We start from the raw sequence: 17,571 nt of genomic DNA, 5'->3' as shown, positions 1-17,571 counted from the left end.
CATTGACACATGCCGCCCGGTGGCCGGACAACTTCGGGTTTGCTCAGCTCGGAGGCTCATTTTTGGGCGTGCGAAAGCGAATGACGTGCTTATTCGGGGAGTGCGGTCAGCGGGACGGAACCTCGGCCCCCGCCGCGAAATGCGCGCGCACTCTACTGCGCCACAGCTCGTAATCCGGGACGCGTTCCGACGTGCCCGCGGCGACTTCGCCGTCGTCGGCGAGCGCGACCGCGCCGGCCACGTCGAGCCCGGTCAGCACCGCGCCCGTGGCCGCCGAATGCTCCGGGACGAACCCCGAGTAGTGCCGGGCCTTGGTCGCGAACACCGAGCCCTGGGCCAGCTCGCCCCGGTGCTCCCCGGCCTCCTCGCGCAGCACCGCCGCCGCGCCCGCCTCGCACCCGGCGAACGTGGCCGCCAGCCCGACCCCGCTCCACAGGTCCGCCTGCCGGCCCGGGGCGAACGCGCGCACCGCCGCGGCCACCTCGCCCGGCCTGCCGCCGTGGATGAACCACAACGCCCGGCCGACGCCCTGGTCCACGGCGCGCGGGAAGTAGGCCGCGTTCCCCTGCCAGGGGTAGGGGTCGGGCACCTGCTGCCCGTCCACGTGGCGGCGGGTGTGGAAGTAGGCCAGGTCGAAGCCGTACCCGTCCACGGCCAGCCAGCTCATCGTCGGGTGGTACGGGGTGCCGTCCAGGTCCGGCAGCACCTTCTTCCACAACACCCGCGGCAGCCGGGCCATGGCGAAGCCGATGCCGATGTAGGCCAGGAAGATGTGCGGCTGCCCCGGGCCCATGAGCAGGTCCCGGGTACGCCGCCCGCGCCCGCCGCCCATGGCGTCGAGCACGGTGAAGGCCATCGTCGCGCCCTCGTAGGCGAAGCCGCGCTGCTCGACGTCCACCAGGGACAGCCGGCGCTCGATCTCCCACTGGTCGCGGACGTCGATGCCCCACTCGAAGCCGCACACGACGGCCTGCGGGATGGCCTCCAGGCGGCCGGTGAGCGCGGAGGGGACGACCGGGAAGCCGCGCGCGCCGAAGGTCACGTCGGCCAGGGATGGCGCCAGTACGAGCCGGCGCAGCGAACCGAGCAGAGACGACATGATGTGCTCCTCCTCCAGGAACGTGAAGACCCCGCCCATGAACGGCCCGCGAACGGCCCGGGGACGGCCGTCCCGGCGGGGGCGGGGCACGTCCCGCCTGTCGGACGACGGGTCCGCTTCAGGATGCGGCCGGACCGGCGCCACGGGCATGTCGCAAAGTGCGCGATCGGCGGGCGGCGTCAGCTCGCCCAGGCCGCCAGCCGCCAGTCGCCGCCACCGCCGGGCAGCGGCCTGCGCACCAGCACGGACGGGTCCGACCAGGCCGACGCCTCGCGCTCGGCCGCCTCGGCCAGGCGGCGGAAGACCGCCGCGACGACCGCTTCGAGTTCTTCGGGGGTCGCCTGCCCCCGCACCACGGTGAGTTCCATGCCTTCGACGCTCGCCCGCGGGCCGGCGCGGCCGCAACTTCCTGCATGCCCGGTGCGCACGGCCGAGCCCGGTCCGGCGGCGGAAGGATCACCGGACCGGGCTCGCGCCCCGTGCCCCAGGCGCCGTGCCCAGACCCCAGACCCCAGACCCCAGACCCCAGACCCCAGACCCCGGGCCCCGCGCCCAGGGTCAGGGGCGGGCGGTCAGGGCTGGGTGGTCAGGGTTGGGCCTGGTCGTCGAACTCCACCACGAGCGGGAGGTCGGCCCGGCGGCGGATGTTCAGCTTGCGGTAGGTGCGGGTCAGGTGCTGCTCGACGGTGCTGATCGTGATGTAGAGCTTGGCCGCGATCTCGCGGTTGCTGTAACCGGCCGCCGCCAGCGCCGCGACCCGGCGCTCGCCGACGCTCAGCACGCCGATCAGGTCGCCCGGCAGGGGAGTGGGCGCGCCGTCCGCGTCCGCGGCCCGGCTGAGCGCGCTCATCATCGGCTCGGCCCCGCACTCCAGGGCCGCCGCCTGCGCCCGTCCGGCCACCGTGCGGGCCCGCCGGAACTCGCCCAGCGCCTCGTACGCCTCCACCAGGTCGAACAGCGCCCTGGCCAGCTCGTACCGGTCGCCGGCGAGTTGCAGGTACTCCACCGCCTGGCGCAGCAGCGCCGGACGGCGGGCCGGCTCGGAGACGGCCGCCTTGAGCCGCATCCCGATGCCGCGCCCCCGGTACGCGCCGGGGCCGCAGCCGTCCAGGTGGGCCTTGATCAGCTCCCTGGCCTCCTCGATCTGGCCCATCCGCAGGCACGCCTCGGCCGCGTCGGCCTGCCAGGGGATCAGCGCCGGGTTGTTCAGCCCCCAGGCCGTCACCAGCTCGCCGCAGCGCAGGAAGTCGTGCAGAGCCGGGACGAAGGACTCGCCGGCCAGGTTGTAGCGGCCGCGGGCGTACAGGTAGTGCAGGCCGTAACGAGTCTGGAACATGGCCTCGGCGACCGGCCGGTCCAGCGGGTCGCGCACGGCCTCGTGCCGGCCCATCGCGGTCAGCGCGATGACCAGGCTGGCCAGCGGACCGCCGATGGCCACGCCCCAGCTGCTCATGGGGATCGTGTCCAGCGCGATGCGGGCGTGCCGCTCGGCGGCCGGCATGTCGCCCTGGCGGATCGCGATCTCGGCCCGGATGGCCGCCAGCCGGGCCCGGCGGCTGGGCGCCTGCCGGGCCGCCGCCTCGTCGCCGAACAGGTCGCACAGCGGCGCGGCGCGCTCGCAGCGCCCGGCGTAGGTGAGGGCGAGCAGGGAGTTCTCCACGACGTCCAGGGACATCTCGTCCAGCCGCTCGCCCTCCAGGATGCGCTCGACGGTGTCCAGGTTGTGCTCGCGCGGGCCGTGGGTCAGCACCTCGGCCAGGGCGAGCGTGGACTCCAGCCGCCGGTTGACGGCGACCGACACCATGCCGGCCAGGATGTGCTCACGGGGCGGGTTGGCCACGTAGGCGGCCAGCGGCGGGCAGGTGACCCGCAGCCAGAGCTGCGCCACGACCAGCTCGGCCAGCGTGGCGTGGTCGGAGGCCGAGGCCTCCTGGTTGAGCTGCTCCAGCACGTCGCGGGCGTCCTCGAAGCGGCCGTGCCACAGCAGCGCGCGGGCCAGCACGACGGCGTCGCTGCCGTGCAGGCTGCCCTTCTGCAGGGCCTCGGTGAGCTGGTCCAGGTGCCCGGCGGGGGTGGCCGGGTTGATCCGCCACTCCGCGCGTACGAGCATGGTCATCAGCTTGGAGCGCTGGAGCTCGTCGGTGCACTCGCGCCAGGCCAGCTTCAGGTAGGCCACCGCCGACTCCACCTCGCCCTTGCGCAGCGCGGCCAGCGCGGCCTCCTCCAGCGTGGGCACCACCCACGGGGCCTCGACCCTGGCGGCCTGGAGCAGGCGGTCGGCGACGACGCCGGGCCGCACGCCCCGCGTGTAGGCCAGCTCGGCGGCGCGGCGGTACAGCTCCTTGCGCTCCGACAGGTCCATGCCGGCCAGCACCGCCGAGCGCACCGCCTCGTGGCGGTAGCCGCCGCCGCGCAGCAGGCCGGTCGCGCCGATGGTGAGCAGCTCCCTGCTGACGTCCACGGCGGGCAGTTCGAGCATCTCGGCCAGCCCGTCGGCCTCGCCGAGGATGGCCAGGCCCTGCGCCACCCGGACCGTACGCGGATGGCTGCGCCGCAGGCACGTCTCGACCGCCCGGACGAACCGGTCGCCCACGACCAGCTCGCGCGGCGGCTCCTCCACGGCCCGCAGGTGCTGGCGGTAGTCGGCGGCCAGCTCACCGGCCAGCAGCGGGTTGCCGCCGCTGATCGTGTGCCACTCGTCGGCGAACCGCTCGGTGGCGCTCAGCCCCACCTGGCCCGCCACCAGCGCGGCCACGCCCCTGCGCGACAGCGGCGCGAGTTGCAGCCGCAGGCAGTGCGGCAGCCGCAGCAGGTCGGTCTCCAGCGGCCCGTCCGTGCCCTGCCGGTCGTTGAGCGCGAACACCGCCACGATCCGCGCGTTGCGCACCCGCCGCGCCAGGTAGGCCAGGCAGAGCAGCGAGGTGCGGTCGGCGTGGTGCACGTCGTCCACGACGACCACCAGCGGGCAGCGTTCGGACAGGTCGAGCAGCACCGTGACCAGCGCGTGCACGACCTGCGGGTCGAGCAGCCGTTCGGCGTCGGCGTGCGCCGCGGTCGCGGTCCGCACGCCCTCCTCCAGCAGCTTCTCCGAGCGCTCGCGCTCCTCCTCGACCAGGGGCGCGTCCTGGATGAGCTGGCGGAGCAGGCCGAGCTGCAGGTCCTGCTCCATGCGCGATCCTGTCGCCGTCACCGCGAGCGCGCCCAGCTCTATGGCCTGTTCGGACAGCGCGCGCAGCAGCGCGCTCTTGCCCGTCCCGGCGGGCCCGCTGACCAGCGCGACCCGTCCACGGCCGAGGATGGCGTTGGCGACGAGCGACTCCAGGCAGGAGATCTCCTCCTGCCGTTCGATGAGAGTCATGGCCGTCTCCCCACATGTCGTGTTGCGCTCACGCTAGGCCGGGGCGGTATTCGCTCTCTATCGTCCCGCCATCAGGCGCCGGTTCCTGGCCGGGCGCCGGCGTCCCGCCTCGGGAAGGGGCAGGCCGGAGGCGGGGGCGGCGGGCGGCGCGCCCTCGCGACGGGCGCGGGACACGGCCGCGCCCACGGCGGCCAGGGCCGCGGCGACGACGTCGGGCCCGGCGCCGGCGCCCCACGCCGTGCCGCCGTCCAGCCCGCACTGGGCGTAGACGGCCACCTCGCCGCCGGAGGCGCCGGCCGCGCCGTCGAGGTGGTGCACGGCGCGGACCCGGACGCCCGCGCCCTCCAGCGTCGCGCGCAGCGCCGCCACCGTGGCCGAGCGGTCCTGCCCGTACGTGCCGTCGTCCACGTGCAGCGTGGCCACCGCCCCGGCCGGGTCACCGGGGACGGCCGCCGTGTACCGCTCCTCGAACAGCCGCCTGATCCGCTCCGGCTCGACCTCGCCCTGCCCGGCCTCCGCCATCGCCTGGACGGCCCCGGCCAGCTCGATCTGCAACCCGCGCGGCAGCGTGATCCCGTACCGGGCGTTCAGCAGGTACGCCGGGCCCGCCTTGCCCGACTGGCTGGTCACCCGGACCACCGCCTCGTACGTGCGCCCCAGGTCCCGCGGGTCCACCGGCAGGTACGGCACCTCCCACGGCAGCTCCGCCGGATCCCTCCCGGTACGGGCCGCCTCCCGGTCCATCGCGTCGAACGCCTTCTTGATGGCGTCCTGGTGCCCGCCGGAGAAGGCGGTGAACACCAGGTCGCCCCCGTACGGGTGCCGCGGCGGCACCGCGAGCCCGGTGCACTCCTCGACGACGCGCCGCACGCGGTCGAGGTCGGAGAAGTCGATGCCGGGGTCGACGCCCTGGGTGGCCAGGTTCAGGCCCAGCGTGACCAGGCAGACGTTGCCCGCCCGCTCGCCGTTGCCGAACAGGCAGCCCTCGACGCGCTCGGCGCCGGCCATCATCGCCAGCTCGGCCGCCGCCACCCCGGTGCCGCGGTCGTTGTGCGTGTGCACCGACAGGCAGACGTGCTCGCGGTGCGGCAGGTTGCGGTGCAGCCACTCGATCTGGTCGGCGAACACGTTCGGGGTCGAGCGCTCGACCGTGGTGGGGAAGTTCAGGATGATCGGCCGGTCGGGGCCCGGCTGCCAGACGTCCATGACGGCCGCGCAGACCTCCAGCGCGAAGTCCGGCTCGGTGTCGTGGAAGTGCTCAGGCGAGTACTGAAACCGAACATCACTCTCTTCAAGCAATTTATCGGCATATTTCATGACCAGTCGGGTTCCCAGGACCGCCAGATCCTTGCACTCGGCGCGGTTCATCCCGAACACCAGCCGCCGCGCCAGCGGCGAGGTCGCGTTGTAGAGGTGGATCGTCGCCCCGGGCGCCCCGCTCACGCTCTCCACCGTGCGCTCGATCAGCTCGTCGCGCGCCTGGGTCAGCACGGTCACGCACACGTCGTCCGGGATGCGGTCACGCTCGACCAGGAGCCGGACGAAGTCGTAGTCGTCCTGGCTCGCCGCCGGGAAGCCGACCTCGATCTCCTTGTAGCCCATGCCCACCAGCAGGTCGAACAGCACCAGCTTGCGTCCGGGGTCCATGGGCCTGGGCAGCGCCTGGTTCCCGTCCCGCAGGTCGGTGGACAACCAGCGCGGCGGCGCGGTGAGCTCGGCGTCCGGCCACGCGCGCTCGCCGAGCGGCATCCGGGGGAAGGGTCGATAGCGGCTGATCTTCATGTCCGGCCTCACTGTCCCTCAGCTGAGCGATCCGAAATAGACGGTCGAGAAATACGGCGAGATCAGGACCACGATGTTGTTCACGGCCGTCTCGTCCACCATGCGGAAGGTGACGACGATCTCCGGATAGGCCGGCCGCAGCCCGAGCCCGACGAAGTACGGGTCGGTGGCGAACACGATGCGGTACAGGCCGCGGCCGAGCAGGCGGTCGGCCCACTCACTGACCGATCCGTCCTGGTCCGTACGGGCCTCGGCTTCGAGGACCCACTGCCCGTCGGCGTCATGGTCGAGGCGTACGTGCAGATCAGCCGCCCCCCGGCCGTAGACCGCGTCCTGGGCTTGTACCGCTATTCCCATCGAACCTCTCCGAGTGGTCCGCGCGGGCCGTCCGCGCATGTGGCCACCCGGACGGCGACAGCTCGCGCCGCCCGGGCTCGCGCCCCAGGCTCGCGCCGCCTGCTATTCGGCGGACCTCCGGCCGCTATCGCCGCGCTATCGCCGCGCTATCGCCGTGCGATCGCCGCCCATCGCGAAAAGAGGCGCCCGCCTTATTTCCCTCTATCCCGGCTATCGCCGGCGGGTGCGGAGATCGGCGCGCACAGCGTCCAACGTGCGCTGATGGCGGGTGAAAAGAAGATGGATAAAGCGGGAATTGCGCACCGTGTGAGCGTGCATTCCGAAGCCGCGAACAAGACCGCGGTAATCACACGGAGGTAGATCGAAATGACCGCGACCACCGCCATCACCGCCCGCGTCCGCCTGGCCCTCGCCCTCGTGCTCGCCGCGCTCGCCGGCTTCGCCGCCATCGCCGCCGCACCCGCCCCCGCGCACGCCGTCCCGTCCGCCGTCCAGCACGACACCGTCAACGGCACCATGGACTGGCCGTGGGGCCTGATCGAGGGTGTCCTTCAGGACTGACGGCGACAGGCAACACGGATCGCCCTGAAACGATCCAAAACTGGCCACATACCCTAGGGCGTTGTACCATCCACCCAACCATGGCAGAAACGTTTGAGGGGTAAGCACCAATTACGCCGCTCATCATGGCAATCACGCCCGGATTCCGGTCAAGTCGGGAAAGATCAATGACCGAGGGCGATGATTTGTTTGAGGAGATGCGGGTGGAGTTTCGCGTGTTGGGTGCGCTCGAGGTCACCGCGAGCGAGAGACAGCTCGATCTGGGCGGGGCGCGGCAGCAGATCGTCCTCGCCGTCCTGATCCTGAACGCCAATCACTCGGTCACTCTGGACCGCCTCGTCGAGGCGATCTACGACGAGGACCCGCCGGCCACGTCGCGCGCACAGGTGCAGATCTGCATCTCCGCGCTCAGGCGCCTGTTCAGCGCCCACGGCCATCCCGAGATGATCGTCACCACCCGGCAGGGCTACATGTTGCGCGCCCCCGCCGACGCGATCGACGCACGCCGTTTCGAGAGCCTTGTGAGCCGGGCCCGCAAGGCTCGCGACGGCCGTTCCTTCCCCGAGGCCATCCAGCACTACCGCGAGGCGCTGGCATTGTGGCGCGGCCCGGCTTTCGACGGCATCGAGAGCAGGGCCGTGCAGGCGCTGGCCAGCGGGATCGCCGAACAGCGCGTCACCGCCAACGAGGACTGCGTCCAGCTCGAACTGGACCTCGGCCGCCACCACGAACTGGTCGGCGAGCTGGCCTCGCTCGTGCAGGAACACCCGCTCAGGGAGGGGCTGGCCGCCCAGCTGATGGTCGCCCTCTACCGCTCCGGACGGCAGGCCGAGGCGCTCCAGGTCTACCGCGACGCCCGCCGGGTGATCGTCGAGGAGCTGGGCATCGAGCCCAACGAACGGCTGCAGCAGCTCGAATCGGCCATCCTCACCTCCGACGAGAGCCTGGAGGCGCAACCGCTCCCCGCGGCGGCCCCGCCCGAGCCGCCCGCCCGGCCGCCCGCGGTGCCGGGCATGCTCCCCTCCGACATCGCCGACTTCATCGGGCGGCAGGCGCAGCTCGACGTCATCAGGCAGCGGGTGACCGTCCCCCTGGCCGGGGACGGCCGCTTCGCCGTGCCCATCATCGCCGTCGCCGGACGGGCCGGGATCGGCAAGACCACGATCGCCGTGCACGCCGCGCACAGCATCGCCTCGCACTTCCCCGACGGCCAGCTCTTCGCCGACCTGCACGGCGGCGTCTCCCGCCCGGTGCACCCCATGCAGGTGCTCGACCGGTTCCTGCGGGCCTGCGGCGTGCAGGGGACGGCGCTGCCCGACACCCTCGGCGAGCGGGCCGAGCTGTACCGCATGCTGCTGGCCGACCGCAGGATGCTCATCGTGCTCGACGACGCCGCCGCCGAGAGCCAGGTGCTGCCGCTGTTACCCGGCAGCCCGACCTCGGCCGTCATCACCACCAGCCGGACCCGGCTCGGCGGGCTGGCCGGCGCCACCCACGTGGACGTCGACCTCTTCGACGCCGCCCAGTCCGTCGAGCTGCTGTCCCGCATCGCCGGGGCCGAACGTGTACGGGCCGAGCCGGAGTCGGCCGCCGCCCTGGCCGAGTTGTGCTGCTTCCTGCCCCTCGCGCTGCGCATCGCCGGCGCCCGCCTGGCCTCGCGCCCCCACTGGGCCGTGGAGCAGCTCGTGGACCGGCTCGGCGACGAGGCCCGCCGGCTCGACGAGCTCAAGCACGGCGACATGGGCATCAGGGCCAGCCTGTCCCTCACCTACGACGCGCTCACCGAGCAGGCCCGCTGCCTGTTCCGCCGCCTGGCCATCCTGCACTCGCACATCTTCTCCGCCTGGACCGGCGCCGCCCTGCTCGACCGGCCGCTGGCCGACGCCCAGGACCTCTTCGACGACCTGGTCGACGCCCAGCTCATCGAGGTCGCCGGGGTCGGCAGGAACGTCAACGTCCAGTACCGCTTCCACGACCTCATCCGCGTCTACGCCCACGAACGCCTGGCCGCCGAGGAGCCGCCCGCCGAGCGCAGCGCGGCGCTGGCCCGCGTGCTGGACGCCCTGCACCGGCTCACCGAGACCGCCAGGACCCGCGAGTACGGCCCGCCCGCCGGCCCCCACCTGAGCCCCGCCCCGGACTCGCCGCTCCCGGCCGAGCTGGTCGAGCGGCTGGTCGCCGACCCGATCGGCTGGTTCGAGCGCGAGCGCCACGTGCTGCTCGCCGGCATCCGCCAGGCGGCCCAGGCCGGGTTCGTGGAGCTGTGCTGGCGCACCGCCATGAACGCCGAGCCGTTCTTCGAGCTGCACGTCTACCTCGACGACTGGCGCGAGATCCAGGAGATCGCCCTGGAGGCCGCCCGCCGGGCGGGCGACGAGCGCGGCCAGGCCGAGATGTTGTGCGTGCGCGGCACGCTGGCGCAGACCGAGCAGCGCTTCGGCGAGGCCCGGCGCGACTTCGAGGCCGCCCTGACGTTGTTCGAGACGACCGGCAACGTCGTGCAGGTCGCCCGGTCCCGGCGGAACCTGGCGTTCCTGGAGCGCATGAACGGCCAGTTGGAAGCCGCCGCGACGCACCTGGAACAGGCGCTGGTCATCTTCACCGACATCGGCGACCAGATCTCGGCCGCGCACACGCTGGACAACCTGGCCGCCATCCGCTCGGAGTGCGGCGACATCGACGACGCCAAGATCATGCTGGCCGAGGCGCTGGTCCGCGGCAAGAGCGGCGGCAGCCGGCGCGTCATCTCCCAGATCCTGCACCGGATGGGCCGGGTGCATCTGCAGGCCGAGGAGTTCGCCCTGGCGGCGGGCGCGTTCGAGGAGGCGCTCACGCTGGTGGAGGAGATCGGCGACACCGTCGGCGAGTCCTTCGCCCTGCACGGCCTCGGCATCGCCCACCTGCGCAGAGGACGGCTGCGCGAGGCCGGCGACCTGCTGCGCCGGGCGCTGGTCGTGGCCGAGACCGCCCGCCACCGCCTGGCCGAGGCGCACGCCCTGGCCGGGCTGGGCGAGCTGGCCGTCACCGCGAACGAGCCCGGCGACGCGATCGGCCGCCTGCGCAAGGCGGTCACGCTGTTCCGCCAGATGCGCGCGCCGCTGTTCGAGGCGCAGACGCTCACGATGCTGAGCGAGGTGCTGGTCGCCCTCGGCGACGCCAGCGCGGCGGAACGGGCGCTGTCACGGGTGCACGAACTGGCCGACGCGGTCGACGAACGGGCCGGTCAGCGGCTGCGCGACAACCTGTCCTCGGCCGCCGGGCTCGTGGAGGGCATCGGGTAGCCCGCATCCCTGCGGCGGCATCCCGCACTGTCAGAGATGCCCGCGGGGGCCCGCCGTTGGGATCCTGGCGAGCATGAAGGCTCTGGTGTTGTCCGGCGGGTCGGGCACCCGCATGCGTCCCTTGAGCCACTCCATGCCGAAGCAGCTCATCCCGATCGCCAACAAACCGGTCCTGGAGCACGTGCTGGAGAGCCTGCGCGCGCTCGGCGTGACCGAGATCGGCCTCGTGGTCGGCGACAGGGAGGCGCAGATCGCCGAGGTCGTCGGCGACGGCACGCGGTTCGGGACGCGCGTCACCTACATCCGCCAGCTCCGCCCGCTGGGGCTGGCCCACTGCGTCAGGCTGGCGCGGCCCTTCCTCGGCGGCGACGACTTCGTCATGTACCTGGGCGACTGCGTCCTGGCCGACGGGATCGGCCCGATCGCCGAGGAGTTCCACGCGTTGCGCCCGGCCGCCCAGATCGTGGTGCACCGGGTGGCCGACCCCCGGCCGTTCGGCGTCGTCGAGACCGACGAGACCGGCGCGGTGCTGCGGGTGGTGGAGAAGCCGGAACGGCCGCGCAGCGACCTGGTCATGACCGGCGTCTACTTCTTCACCCCCGCCGTCCACGAGGCGGTGGACCGCATCGTCCCCGGACGCCGGGGCGAGCTGGAGATCACCGACGCCGTCCAGTGGTTGCTGACCTCCGGCCAGGAGGTCAGGGCCAGCCTCTACCGCGGCTACTGGAGCGACGCCGGCCGCGTCGAGGACGTCCTGGAGTGCAACCGGCGGCTGCTGGCCCGGCTCTCCCGCGACATCGCCGGCCACGTGGACGCGGCCAGCCTGGTACGCGGCGACGTCGTGCTCGGCCCCGGCGCGCGGGTGGTCGCCTCCGTCGTCGAGGGACCGGCGATCATCGGCCCGGACACCCTGATCGTGGACAGCCACATAGGGCCCGGCACCTCCATCGGACGCGACTGCGTGGTGCGCTCCACCCGCCTGTCCGACTCCATCGTGCTCGACGGCGCCTCCATCGTGGCCGCCAGCGGCCTGCGCGGCTCGCTCATCGGGCGCTACACCACCGTCGCTCCCGGCCGCAGCGACCACCGTCTCGTGGTCGGCGACCACACGCGGATCGAGCTGACCACATGAACCCAGGGAACAAGGAGTGAGGACGTGACCGACGACGGCGCCCCGCGGGCGGGGCGGAAAGAGTGGCTCGGGCTGGTGGCGCTGTTCCTGCCCACGATGCTCGTGGCCCTGGACATCAGCGTGCTGTTCCTCGCGTTGCCGCACCTCAGCGCCGACCTGGGCGCGGACGCCACCCAGCAACTGTGGATCACCGACATCTACGGCTTCATGACCGCCGGGTTCCTGGTCACCATGGGCTCGCTCGGCGACCGGATCGGCCGCCGCCGGCTGCTGCTGGCCGGCGGCGCGGCCTTCGGCCTGCTGTCGCTGCTGGCCGCCTTCTCCACCAGCCCCGAGATGCTGATCCTGGCCCGCGCCCTGCTCGGCGTCGCCGGGGCCACGCTGCTGCCCTCGACGCTGTCCCTGATCGGCGTCATGTTCCGCGACCCCCGGCAGTTCGGCCTGGCCATGGCCGCCTGGGGCACGGCCTTCATGCTCGGCATCGCGCTCGGCCCGGTGGTCGGCGGCGCGCTGCTGGAGCGCTTCTGGTGGGGGTCGGTCTTCCTGATGGGCGTGCCGGTCATGCTGCTGCTGCTCGCGGCGGCCCCGCTGCTGCCGGAGTTCCGCGACCCCGCCGGTGGCCGCATCGACCTGGTCAGCGTCGTGTTGTCGCTGGCGGCCATCCTGCCGCTGATCTACGGGCTCAAGGCGGTCGCCCGCGACGGCTGGGGCGCCGGTCCCGCCGTCGCGGTCACCGCCGGGCTGCTCGTGGCCGCGGTGTTCGTGCACCGGCAGCGCGCGCTGACCCACCCGCTGCTGGACGTGCGGCTGTTCCGCCACCGCGCGTTCACCGCCGCGGTGCTGATCGGGCTGCTGTGCGGGGCGCTGCAGACCGGGACCGGGATGGAGGTCGCGCTGTTCCTGCAGACGGTCGAGGGCATGTCGCCGCTGGAGGCGGGGCTGTGGCTGCTGGGCCCGGCCGTCGCGCTGATCGTCTCGATCAACCTCACCCCGCGGCTGGCGAGCCGGGTCCGGCCGGCGTACCTGCTGGGCGGCGGCATGGTGATCGCGGTCGTCGGGCAGCTCCTGCTCACCCAGGTCGTGGTGGGCGCGGTGACGGCGCTGATCGTCTTCCTGGGCGTGTGCTACTTCGGCGTCGGCCCGGTCGGCGGCATGATCAACCAGGTGGCGATGAGCACCAGCCCGCCGGAGAAGGCCGGCTCGGCCGCCTCGCTGGTGGCCACCGGCGGCGAGTTCGGCGTCGCGCTCGGCGTCGCGACCCTGGGCAGCCTCGGCACCGTGGTCTACCGGGGCGCGTTCACCCCGCCCACCGGCACCCCGGCGCTCGCCCAGGACGGCATCACCGGCGCGGTCGCCGTGGCCCGTGACCTGCCCGCCGACCAGGGCGCGGCGCTGCTCGGCGCGGCCCGCGAGGCGTTCACCGCCGGGCTGCACGCGGTCGCGTGGGCCAGCGCCGCCCTGTGCGCCGTGCTGGCCGTGCTCGCGCTGGTCCGGCTGCGCGGCGTGGCCCCCTTCGCCGGGGTCCACGACGGCCACCACCAGCCGGACCAGGAGCCCGTCCTGGTGGACTGAGCGCACGAGAAGGCGGGCCCGGGTGACCGGGCCCGCCTTGGTCTGCCGAGAGGTCAGTCCAGGCCGAACCGGGCGCGGGACAGCTCCCGGTTGGCCAGGGCCGCCAGGTAGATCGCGAACCCGGCGTGGCTGTGCGTGGTGGACATGTCCCGCCAGATCCGCTCGATGCGCTGCCCGTCCCGGACCGCGCTCGAACCGGCCGTCGGGAACAGGCAGCCCTCCACGGCCCGCCAGGCCAGGCGGGCGACCTCGCGGCCGATGGTGGCCAGGCGCACGTCCCGCTCCCTGGTGAACGCCTCCGGGCCCGCCGCGCAGGTCCGGCTCCACTGCTGGACGGCGTTCGTCATGGCCGCCTCGGCGGCGGCGAGCATGCCGGCGGCCTCGCCGTACCAGGACTGGTAGTCGGGGTCCTCGGCGCGGGTGGTGAACGGCGGGAAGATGGTCGTCCTGGTCCGCATCAGCTCCTCGTAGGCGTCCAGGGCGCCCTGGGCCATGCCCAGGACGACGGCCGCGCTGCCCAGCAGCATGACGCTGAGCGGGCCGCCGCCGTACTCGGGGTTGCCGTGCAGTTCCCGGCCCGGGGTGCCGCCGGTGACGACGGCCTGGCTGAGGTGGAGCGGCAGCGTGAGGTGGCCGGGGACGCGGCCCCCGTCCATGGCGATGCTGTGCGAGCCGCTGCCCTTCAGGCCGAGCTGGCCGCCCCAGTCGTCCAGCCGGCGCCACTGGTCACGCGGCGCGACGAACAGCATGGGCTGCCCGTCCACGACGACGTGGCCCATGAAGTGGGTGGCGTACGGGGCGCCCGAGCAGTAGCTCCAGGTGCCGTCGAGGAGCCACCCGCCCTCGCCGTCGGGACGGGCGGAGCCGCCGGGCGCGACCGTGGCCGGGCAGATGAAGTCCCCGCAGGCGAACAGCTCGTTCTGGGCCCGCTCGCCGAACAGCGTGGCCACCGCCAGCGTGTGCGCCGAGCCGAAGGAGAACATCCAGCCGGTGGACGGGCACCCCCGCGCGAGCGTCATCGACACCCGCATGAAGGTCTCCACGCCGAACTCGTAGCCGCCGAAGCGGCGGGGGACCAGGATGCGGTAGAAGCCCGCCCTGGCGAACGCCTCATGGGTGTCGGGTGCGTAGTAGGTGCGCCGTTCCGTCTCGGCCTGGCGCTCGACCAGGGCGGGCACCATGGCCTCGGCCCTGGCGACGATCTCGTCGGGGGTGAGCCCGGGCTCGGGCGGAGCCACGGGGGCGTGGGTGACGGCTGTCATGCTGCGCGAACCCTTCGTCTCGGGTTTTCCCCCAAGACTCGCCCGGCCCCGGCGACCTCCGCATCTCCGTGCGTGCCCGGCAATCCCGCACGCCGGAAGATGCGCCCGCCGACCGGCGAATGGGACGTTCAGGGAGCAGTGTCCCGACTGACGTCCCGGGAGGACATGGTGTTGATGACAGGTGCTCCGGCGCGGGAAGACCTCGTCCGCCGCGCGACGGAGGCAGGCCCTGTCCTGCGCAGGAACGCGGCCTGGGCGGAGGAGAACCGCAGGCTGCACGAGGAGACCGTCGAGGCGCTGGCCGAGGCCGGCGTCTTCAGGCTGCGGACCCCGCGCCGCTACGGCGGCGCCGAGGCGGACACGCGCACCCTGGTCGAGGTCGCCGCCGAGCTGGGCCGCGCCGACGGCGCCGCGGCGTGGACGGCCTCGGTCTACTGGATCCCGACCTGGATGGCCTGCCACTTCCCCGAGGCCGTCCAGGACGAGGTGTTCGCCACCCCCGACGTGCGGATCTGCGGCACGCTGAGCCCCACCGCGATGGCCGTGCGCGCCGAGGGCGGCATCGTGGTCAACGGCAAGTGGGGCTTCGTCAGCGGCGCCCACCACAGCCACTGGCAGGAGATCGTGGCCGTCGTCGTGGGTCCGGACAGCGAGCCCGAGCCCGTCATGGCGCTGGTCCCCATGAGCGACCTGGCCGTCATCGACGACTGGCACACCTCCGGCCTGCGCGGCACCGGCAGCGTCAGCACCGTGGCCCAGGACCTGTTCGTCCCCGCCGAGCGGGTCATGCCACTGGGCACGATCCTCCAGGGCCGGCACGCCGACGGCGTCAACGCCGGCTCCCCGATCTACCGCTCGCCGCTGCTGCCCGTGGCCGCCGCCTCATCGGTCGGGACCGTGCTCGGCCTGGCCAAGGCCGCCCGCGACGTCTTCTTCGAACGGCTGCCCGACCGCAAGATCACCTACACCGGGTACGCCAGCCAGAGCGCCGCCCCGCTGACCCACCTCCAGGTCGCCGAGGCCACCTTCAAGCTCGACCAGGCCGAGTTCCACGCCCACCGCCTGGCCTCGACCGTGGACACCAAGGACGCCGAGTCCGCCGAGTGGACGATCGAGGAGCGCGTACGCGCCCGCGCCGACATGGGCGCCGTCTGCCGCCTGGGCAAGGAGGCCGTCGACATCCTGGCCACCGCCAGCGGCGGCTCCTCCATCTACAGCGACGTGCCCATCCAGCGCATCGCCCGCGACGTGCACGCGGTCAACCAGCACGCCCTCATGCACCCCAACACCAACGCCGAGCTGTACGGGCGGATTCTGTGCGGCCTCGAACCCGACACCCTCTACATCTGAAGGAGATCGCCATGACCACCGTGTCGGCCCCTGACCAGACCCTCGCCGTCGCCGCCCTGCCGCAGCAGATCATCGCCGCCTGGGCCGCGCACGACGCCGAGGCGTTCGCCGCCGTCTTCACCGAGGACGGCTCCATGATCCTGCCCGGCGTGTACCGCAAGGGCCAGGCCGAGATCCGCGCCTTCATGGGACACGCCTTCGCCGGGCCGTACCAGGGCACCCAGGTCACCGGGCAGCCCATCGACCTGCGCTTCCTCGGCGAGGACGTCTGCCTGCTGACCACCGAGGGCGGCGTGCTGGCGGCCGGCGAGAGCGAGGTCGCCCCCGAGCGCGCGGTCCGCGCCTCCTGGCTGGCCGTCCGGCGCGACGGGCAGTGGAAGCTGGCCGCCTACCAGAACAGCCCGCGTGACTGAGATGGCCGCTCACGTCGCACAGCGCGCGGTGGTGCTCGGCGGAGGCATGGCGGGGCTGCTGGCCGCCCGCGTGCTCGCCGAGCACTGCGCCGAGGTCCTGCTGGTGGACCGGGACACGCTGACCGGCGCGGAGGGCCCGCGCCGGGGCGTGCCGCACGGCTGCCACGCCCACGCCCTGCTCGCCCGCGGCCAGCAGATCCTGGACGAGCTGTTCCCCGGCCTCACCCAGCAGATGATCGACGACGGGGTGCCCGCCGGAGACCTCGCCACCAGCCTGCGCTGGTACTTCAACGGCCGCCGGCTGCGCCCGGCCCCCACCGGCCTGATCAGCGTCTCGGCCACCAGGCCCGTCCTGGAGGAGCAGGTCAGGAACCGCGTCGCGGCCCTGCCCAACGTGCGCTTCCTGGAGCGCACCGACATCCTCGGCCCGACCACGACGCCGGCCCGCGACCGGGTCACCGGCGTCCGCGTACGCGGGACGGACGGCGTCGAGGAGCACCTGGCCTGCGACCTGCTGGTGGACGCGACGGGCCGCGGCTCGCGCACCCCGGCCTGGCTCCAGGAGCTCGGCTTCCCCCGGCCCGAGGAGGACCGCGTCAAGATCGGCCTGGCCTACACCACCCGCCACTTCCGCCTGCGCCGCGACCCGTACGGCGAGGACCTGTCCATCAACCCGGTCGCCTCGCCCGCGAACCCGCGCGGCGCGTTCTTCCCCAAGCTGCCCGGCGACATGAGCATGCTCTCCCTCACCGGCATCCTGGGCGACCACCCGCCGGCCGACCTCGACGGCTTCCTGGCCTTCGCCAAATCCCTGCCCGTGCCGGACGTCTACGAGGCGGTCCGCGACGCCGAACCCCTCGACGAGGGCGTCACCTTCACCTTCCCGGCCAGCGTGCGGCGCCGCTACGAGCGCCTGCCCGCCTTCCCCGACGGCCTGCTGGTGCTGGGCGACGGCGTGTGCAGCTTCAACCCCGTCTACGGCCAGGGCATGACCGTCGCCGCCATGGAGGCGATGATCCTGCGCGAGCACCTCCAGGCGGGCGCGGTCCCGCCCTGGCGGGCCTTCTTCAGGGACATCTCGCGGGTCATCGACGTCCCGTGGGACATCTCCGCCGGCGCCGACCTCGCCTTCCCCGGGGTGGAGGGGCGGCGTACCGCCAAGGTGCGGATCGGCAACGCCTACATGGCGCGCCTGCACGCCGCGGCGGCCCGCGACGGCGCGGTCACGGCCGCGTTCATGCGGGTGGCCGGGCTCGTGGACCCGCCGCAGACGCTCATGCGGCCCGCGCTCATGCTGCGGGTCCTGTGCCAGAGCGGCGGCGGCCCGGCGCCGGCCGCCGCCCCCGGGCAGCAGCCGCAGGTCCCGCTGCTCAGGTCCTGACCCCGTCCCGACGACAAAGGGAC

General features: G+C 73.3%; 13 protein-coding genes. 7 read left to right on the top strand and 6 right to left on the bottom strand.

Going from position 1 to position 17,571, the window contains the following annotated elements:
* Nucleotides 1-106: 106 nt before the first annotated feature.
* The 5 genes from ACIHAD_RS41095 to ACIHAD_RS41075 form a co-directional block, all read right to left on the bottom strand.
* The gene (locus tag ACIHAD_RS41095) at nt 107-1,099 is read right to left on the bottom strand and encodes a DUF1702 family protein (protein WP_397360211.1); all 993 of its coding nucleotides are present in this window, start codon (nt 1,097-1,099) and stop codon (nt 107-109) included.
* A gap of 179 nt (nt 1,100-1,278) precedes the next feature.
* The gene (locus ACIHAD_RS41090; protein ID WP_357696693.1) at nt 1,279-1,467 is read right to left on the bottom strand and encodes an acyl-CoA carboxylase epsilon subunit; all 189 of its coding nucleotides are present in this window, start codon (nt 1,465-1,467) and stop codon (nt 1,279-1,281) included.
* A gap of 218 nt (nt 1,468-1,685) precedes the next feature.
* Nucleotides 1,686-4,457: an AAA family ATPase gene (locus ACIHAD_RS41085; protein WP_397360210.1), complete on the bottom strand. Its 2,772-nt coding sequence runs from the start codon at nt 4,455-4,457 to the stop codon at nt 1,686-1,688.
* A gap of 57 nt (nt 4,458-4,514) precedes the next feature.
* Entirely contained in the window at nt 4,515-6,239 is a 1,725-nt protein-coding gene (locus ACIHAD_RS41080) for a 2-isopropylmalate synthase (protein WP_397360209.1), read from the bottom strand.
* An 18-nt stretch (nt 6,240-6,257) separates the two neighbouring features.
* On the bottom strand, nt 6,258-6,596 hold the full coding sequence (locus ACIHAD_RS41075; protein ID WP_397360208.1) for a hydroxyisourate hydrolase: 339 nt from the start codon (nt 6,594-6,596) through the stop codon (nt 6,258-6,260).
* 366 nt (nt 6,597-6,962) lie between these two features.
* Between ACIHAD_RS41075 and ACIHAD_RS41070 the strand changes: the two genes are divergently transcribed.
* The 4 genes from ACIHAD_RS41070 to ACIHAD_RS41055 all read left to right on the top strand — a co-directional run bounded on the left by ACIHAD_RS41070 (nt 6,963) and on the right by ACIHAD_RS41055 (nt 13,142).
* On the top strand, nt 6,963-7,157 hold the full coding sequence (locus tag ACIHAD_RS41070) for a hypothetical protein (protein ID WP_397360207.1): 195 nt from the start codon (nt 6,963-6,965) through the stop codon (nt 7,155-7,157).
* A 215-nt stretch (nt 7,158-7,372) separates the two neighbouring features.
* Complete coding sequence (locus ACIHAD_RS41065) at nt 7,373-10,438, top strand: BTAD domain-containing putative transcriptional regulator (RefSeq protein WP_397360206.1); 3,066 nt, start codon at nt 7,373-7,375, stop codon at nt 10,436-10,438.
* 73 nt (nt 10,439-10,511) lie between these two features.
* Nucleotides 10,512-11,570 carry a glucose-1-phosphate thymidylyltransferase gene (locus tag ACIHAD_RS41060; RefSeq protein WP_397360205.1) on the top strand — a complete coding sequence of 353 codons (1,059 nt, stop codon included), beginning with the start codon at nt 10,512-10,514 and terminating at the stop codon, nt 11,568-11,570.
* Between the two features lie 96 nt (nt 11,571-11,666).
* Complete coding sequence (locus tag ACIHAD_RS41055; RefSeq protein WP_397360255.1) at nt 11,667-13,142, top strand: MFS transporter; 1,476 nt, start codon at nt 11,667-11,669, stop codon at nt 13,140-13,142.
* A gap of 53 nt (nt 13,143-13,195) precedes the next feature.
* On the opposite strand, the gene ACIHAD_RS41050 is transcribed toward ACIHAD_RS41055, so the two are convergent.
* Nucleotides 13,196-14,404: an acyl-CoA dehydrogenase family protein gene (locus ACIHAD_RS41050; protein ID WP_397360204.1), complete on the bottom strand. Its 1,209-nt coding sequence runs from the start codon at nt 14,402-14,404 to the stop codon at nt 13,196-13,198.
* A gap of 174 nt (nt 14,405-14,578) precedes the next feature.
* Here ACIHAD_RS41050 and ACIHAD_RS41045 point away from each other — a divergent pair, with 174 nt between their 5' ends.
* From ACIHAD_RS41045 to ACIHAD_RS41035, 3 genes are read left to right on the top strand one after another with little or no spacing between them, the layout of a single operon-like run.
* Nucleotides 14,579-15,754 carry an acyl-CoA dehydrogenase family protein gene (locus ACIHAD_RS41045; RefSeq protein WP_397360203.1) on the top strand — a complete coding sequence of 392 codons (1,176 nt, stop codon included), beginning with the start codon at nt 14,579-14,581 and terminating at the stop codon, nt 15,752-15,754.
* 11 nt (nt 15,755-15,765) lie between these two features.
* Entirely contained in the window at nt 15,766-16,167 is a 402-nt protein-coding gene (locus ACIHAD_RS41040) for an SgcJ/EcaC family oxidoreductase (protein ID WP_357696714.1), read from the top strand.
* A 1-nt stretch (nt 16,168) separates the two neighbouring features.
* Entirely contained in the window at nt 16,169-17,548 is a 1,380-nt protein-coding gene (locus tag ACIHAD_RS41035; protein WP_397360254.1) for an FAD-dependent oxidoreductase, read from the top strand.
* The last annotated feature ends 23 nt before the right edge of the window (nt 17,549-17,571 follow it).

Source organism: Nonomuraea sp. NPDC052265 (genome assembly GCF_044547985.1).
In the GTDB taxonomy this organism is placed as follows: domain Bacteria; phylum Actinomycetota; class Actinomycetes; order Streptosporangiales; family Streptosporangiaceae; genus Nonomuraea.
The sequence above is the reverse complement of the archived record's forward strand: the minus strand, read 5'-3'. Positions and strand labels throughout refer to the sequence as shown.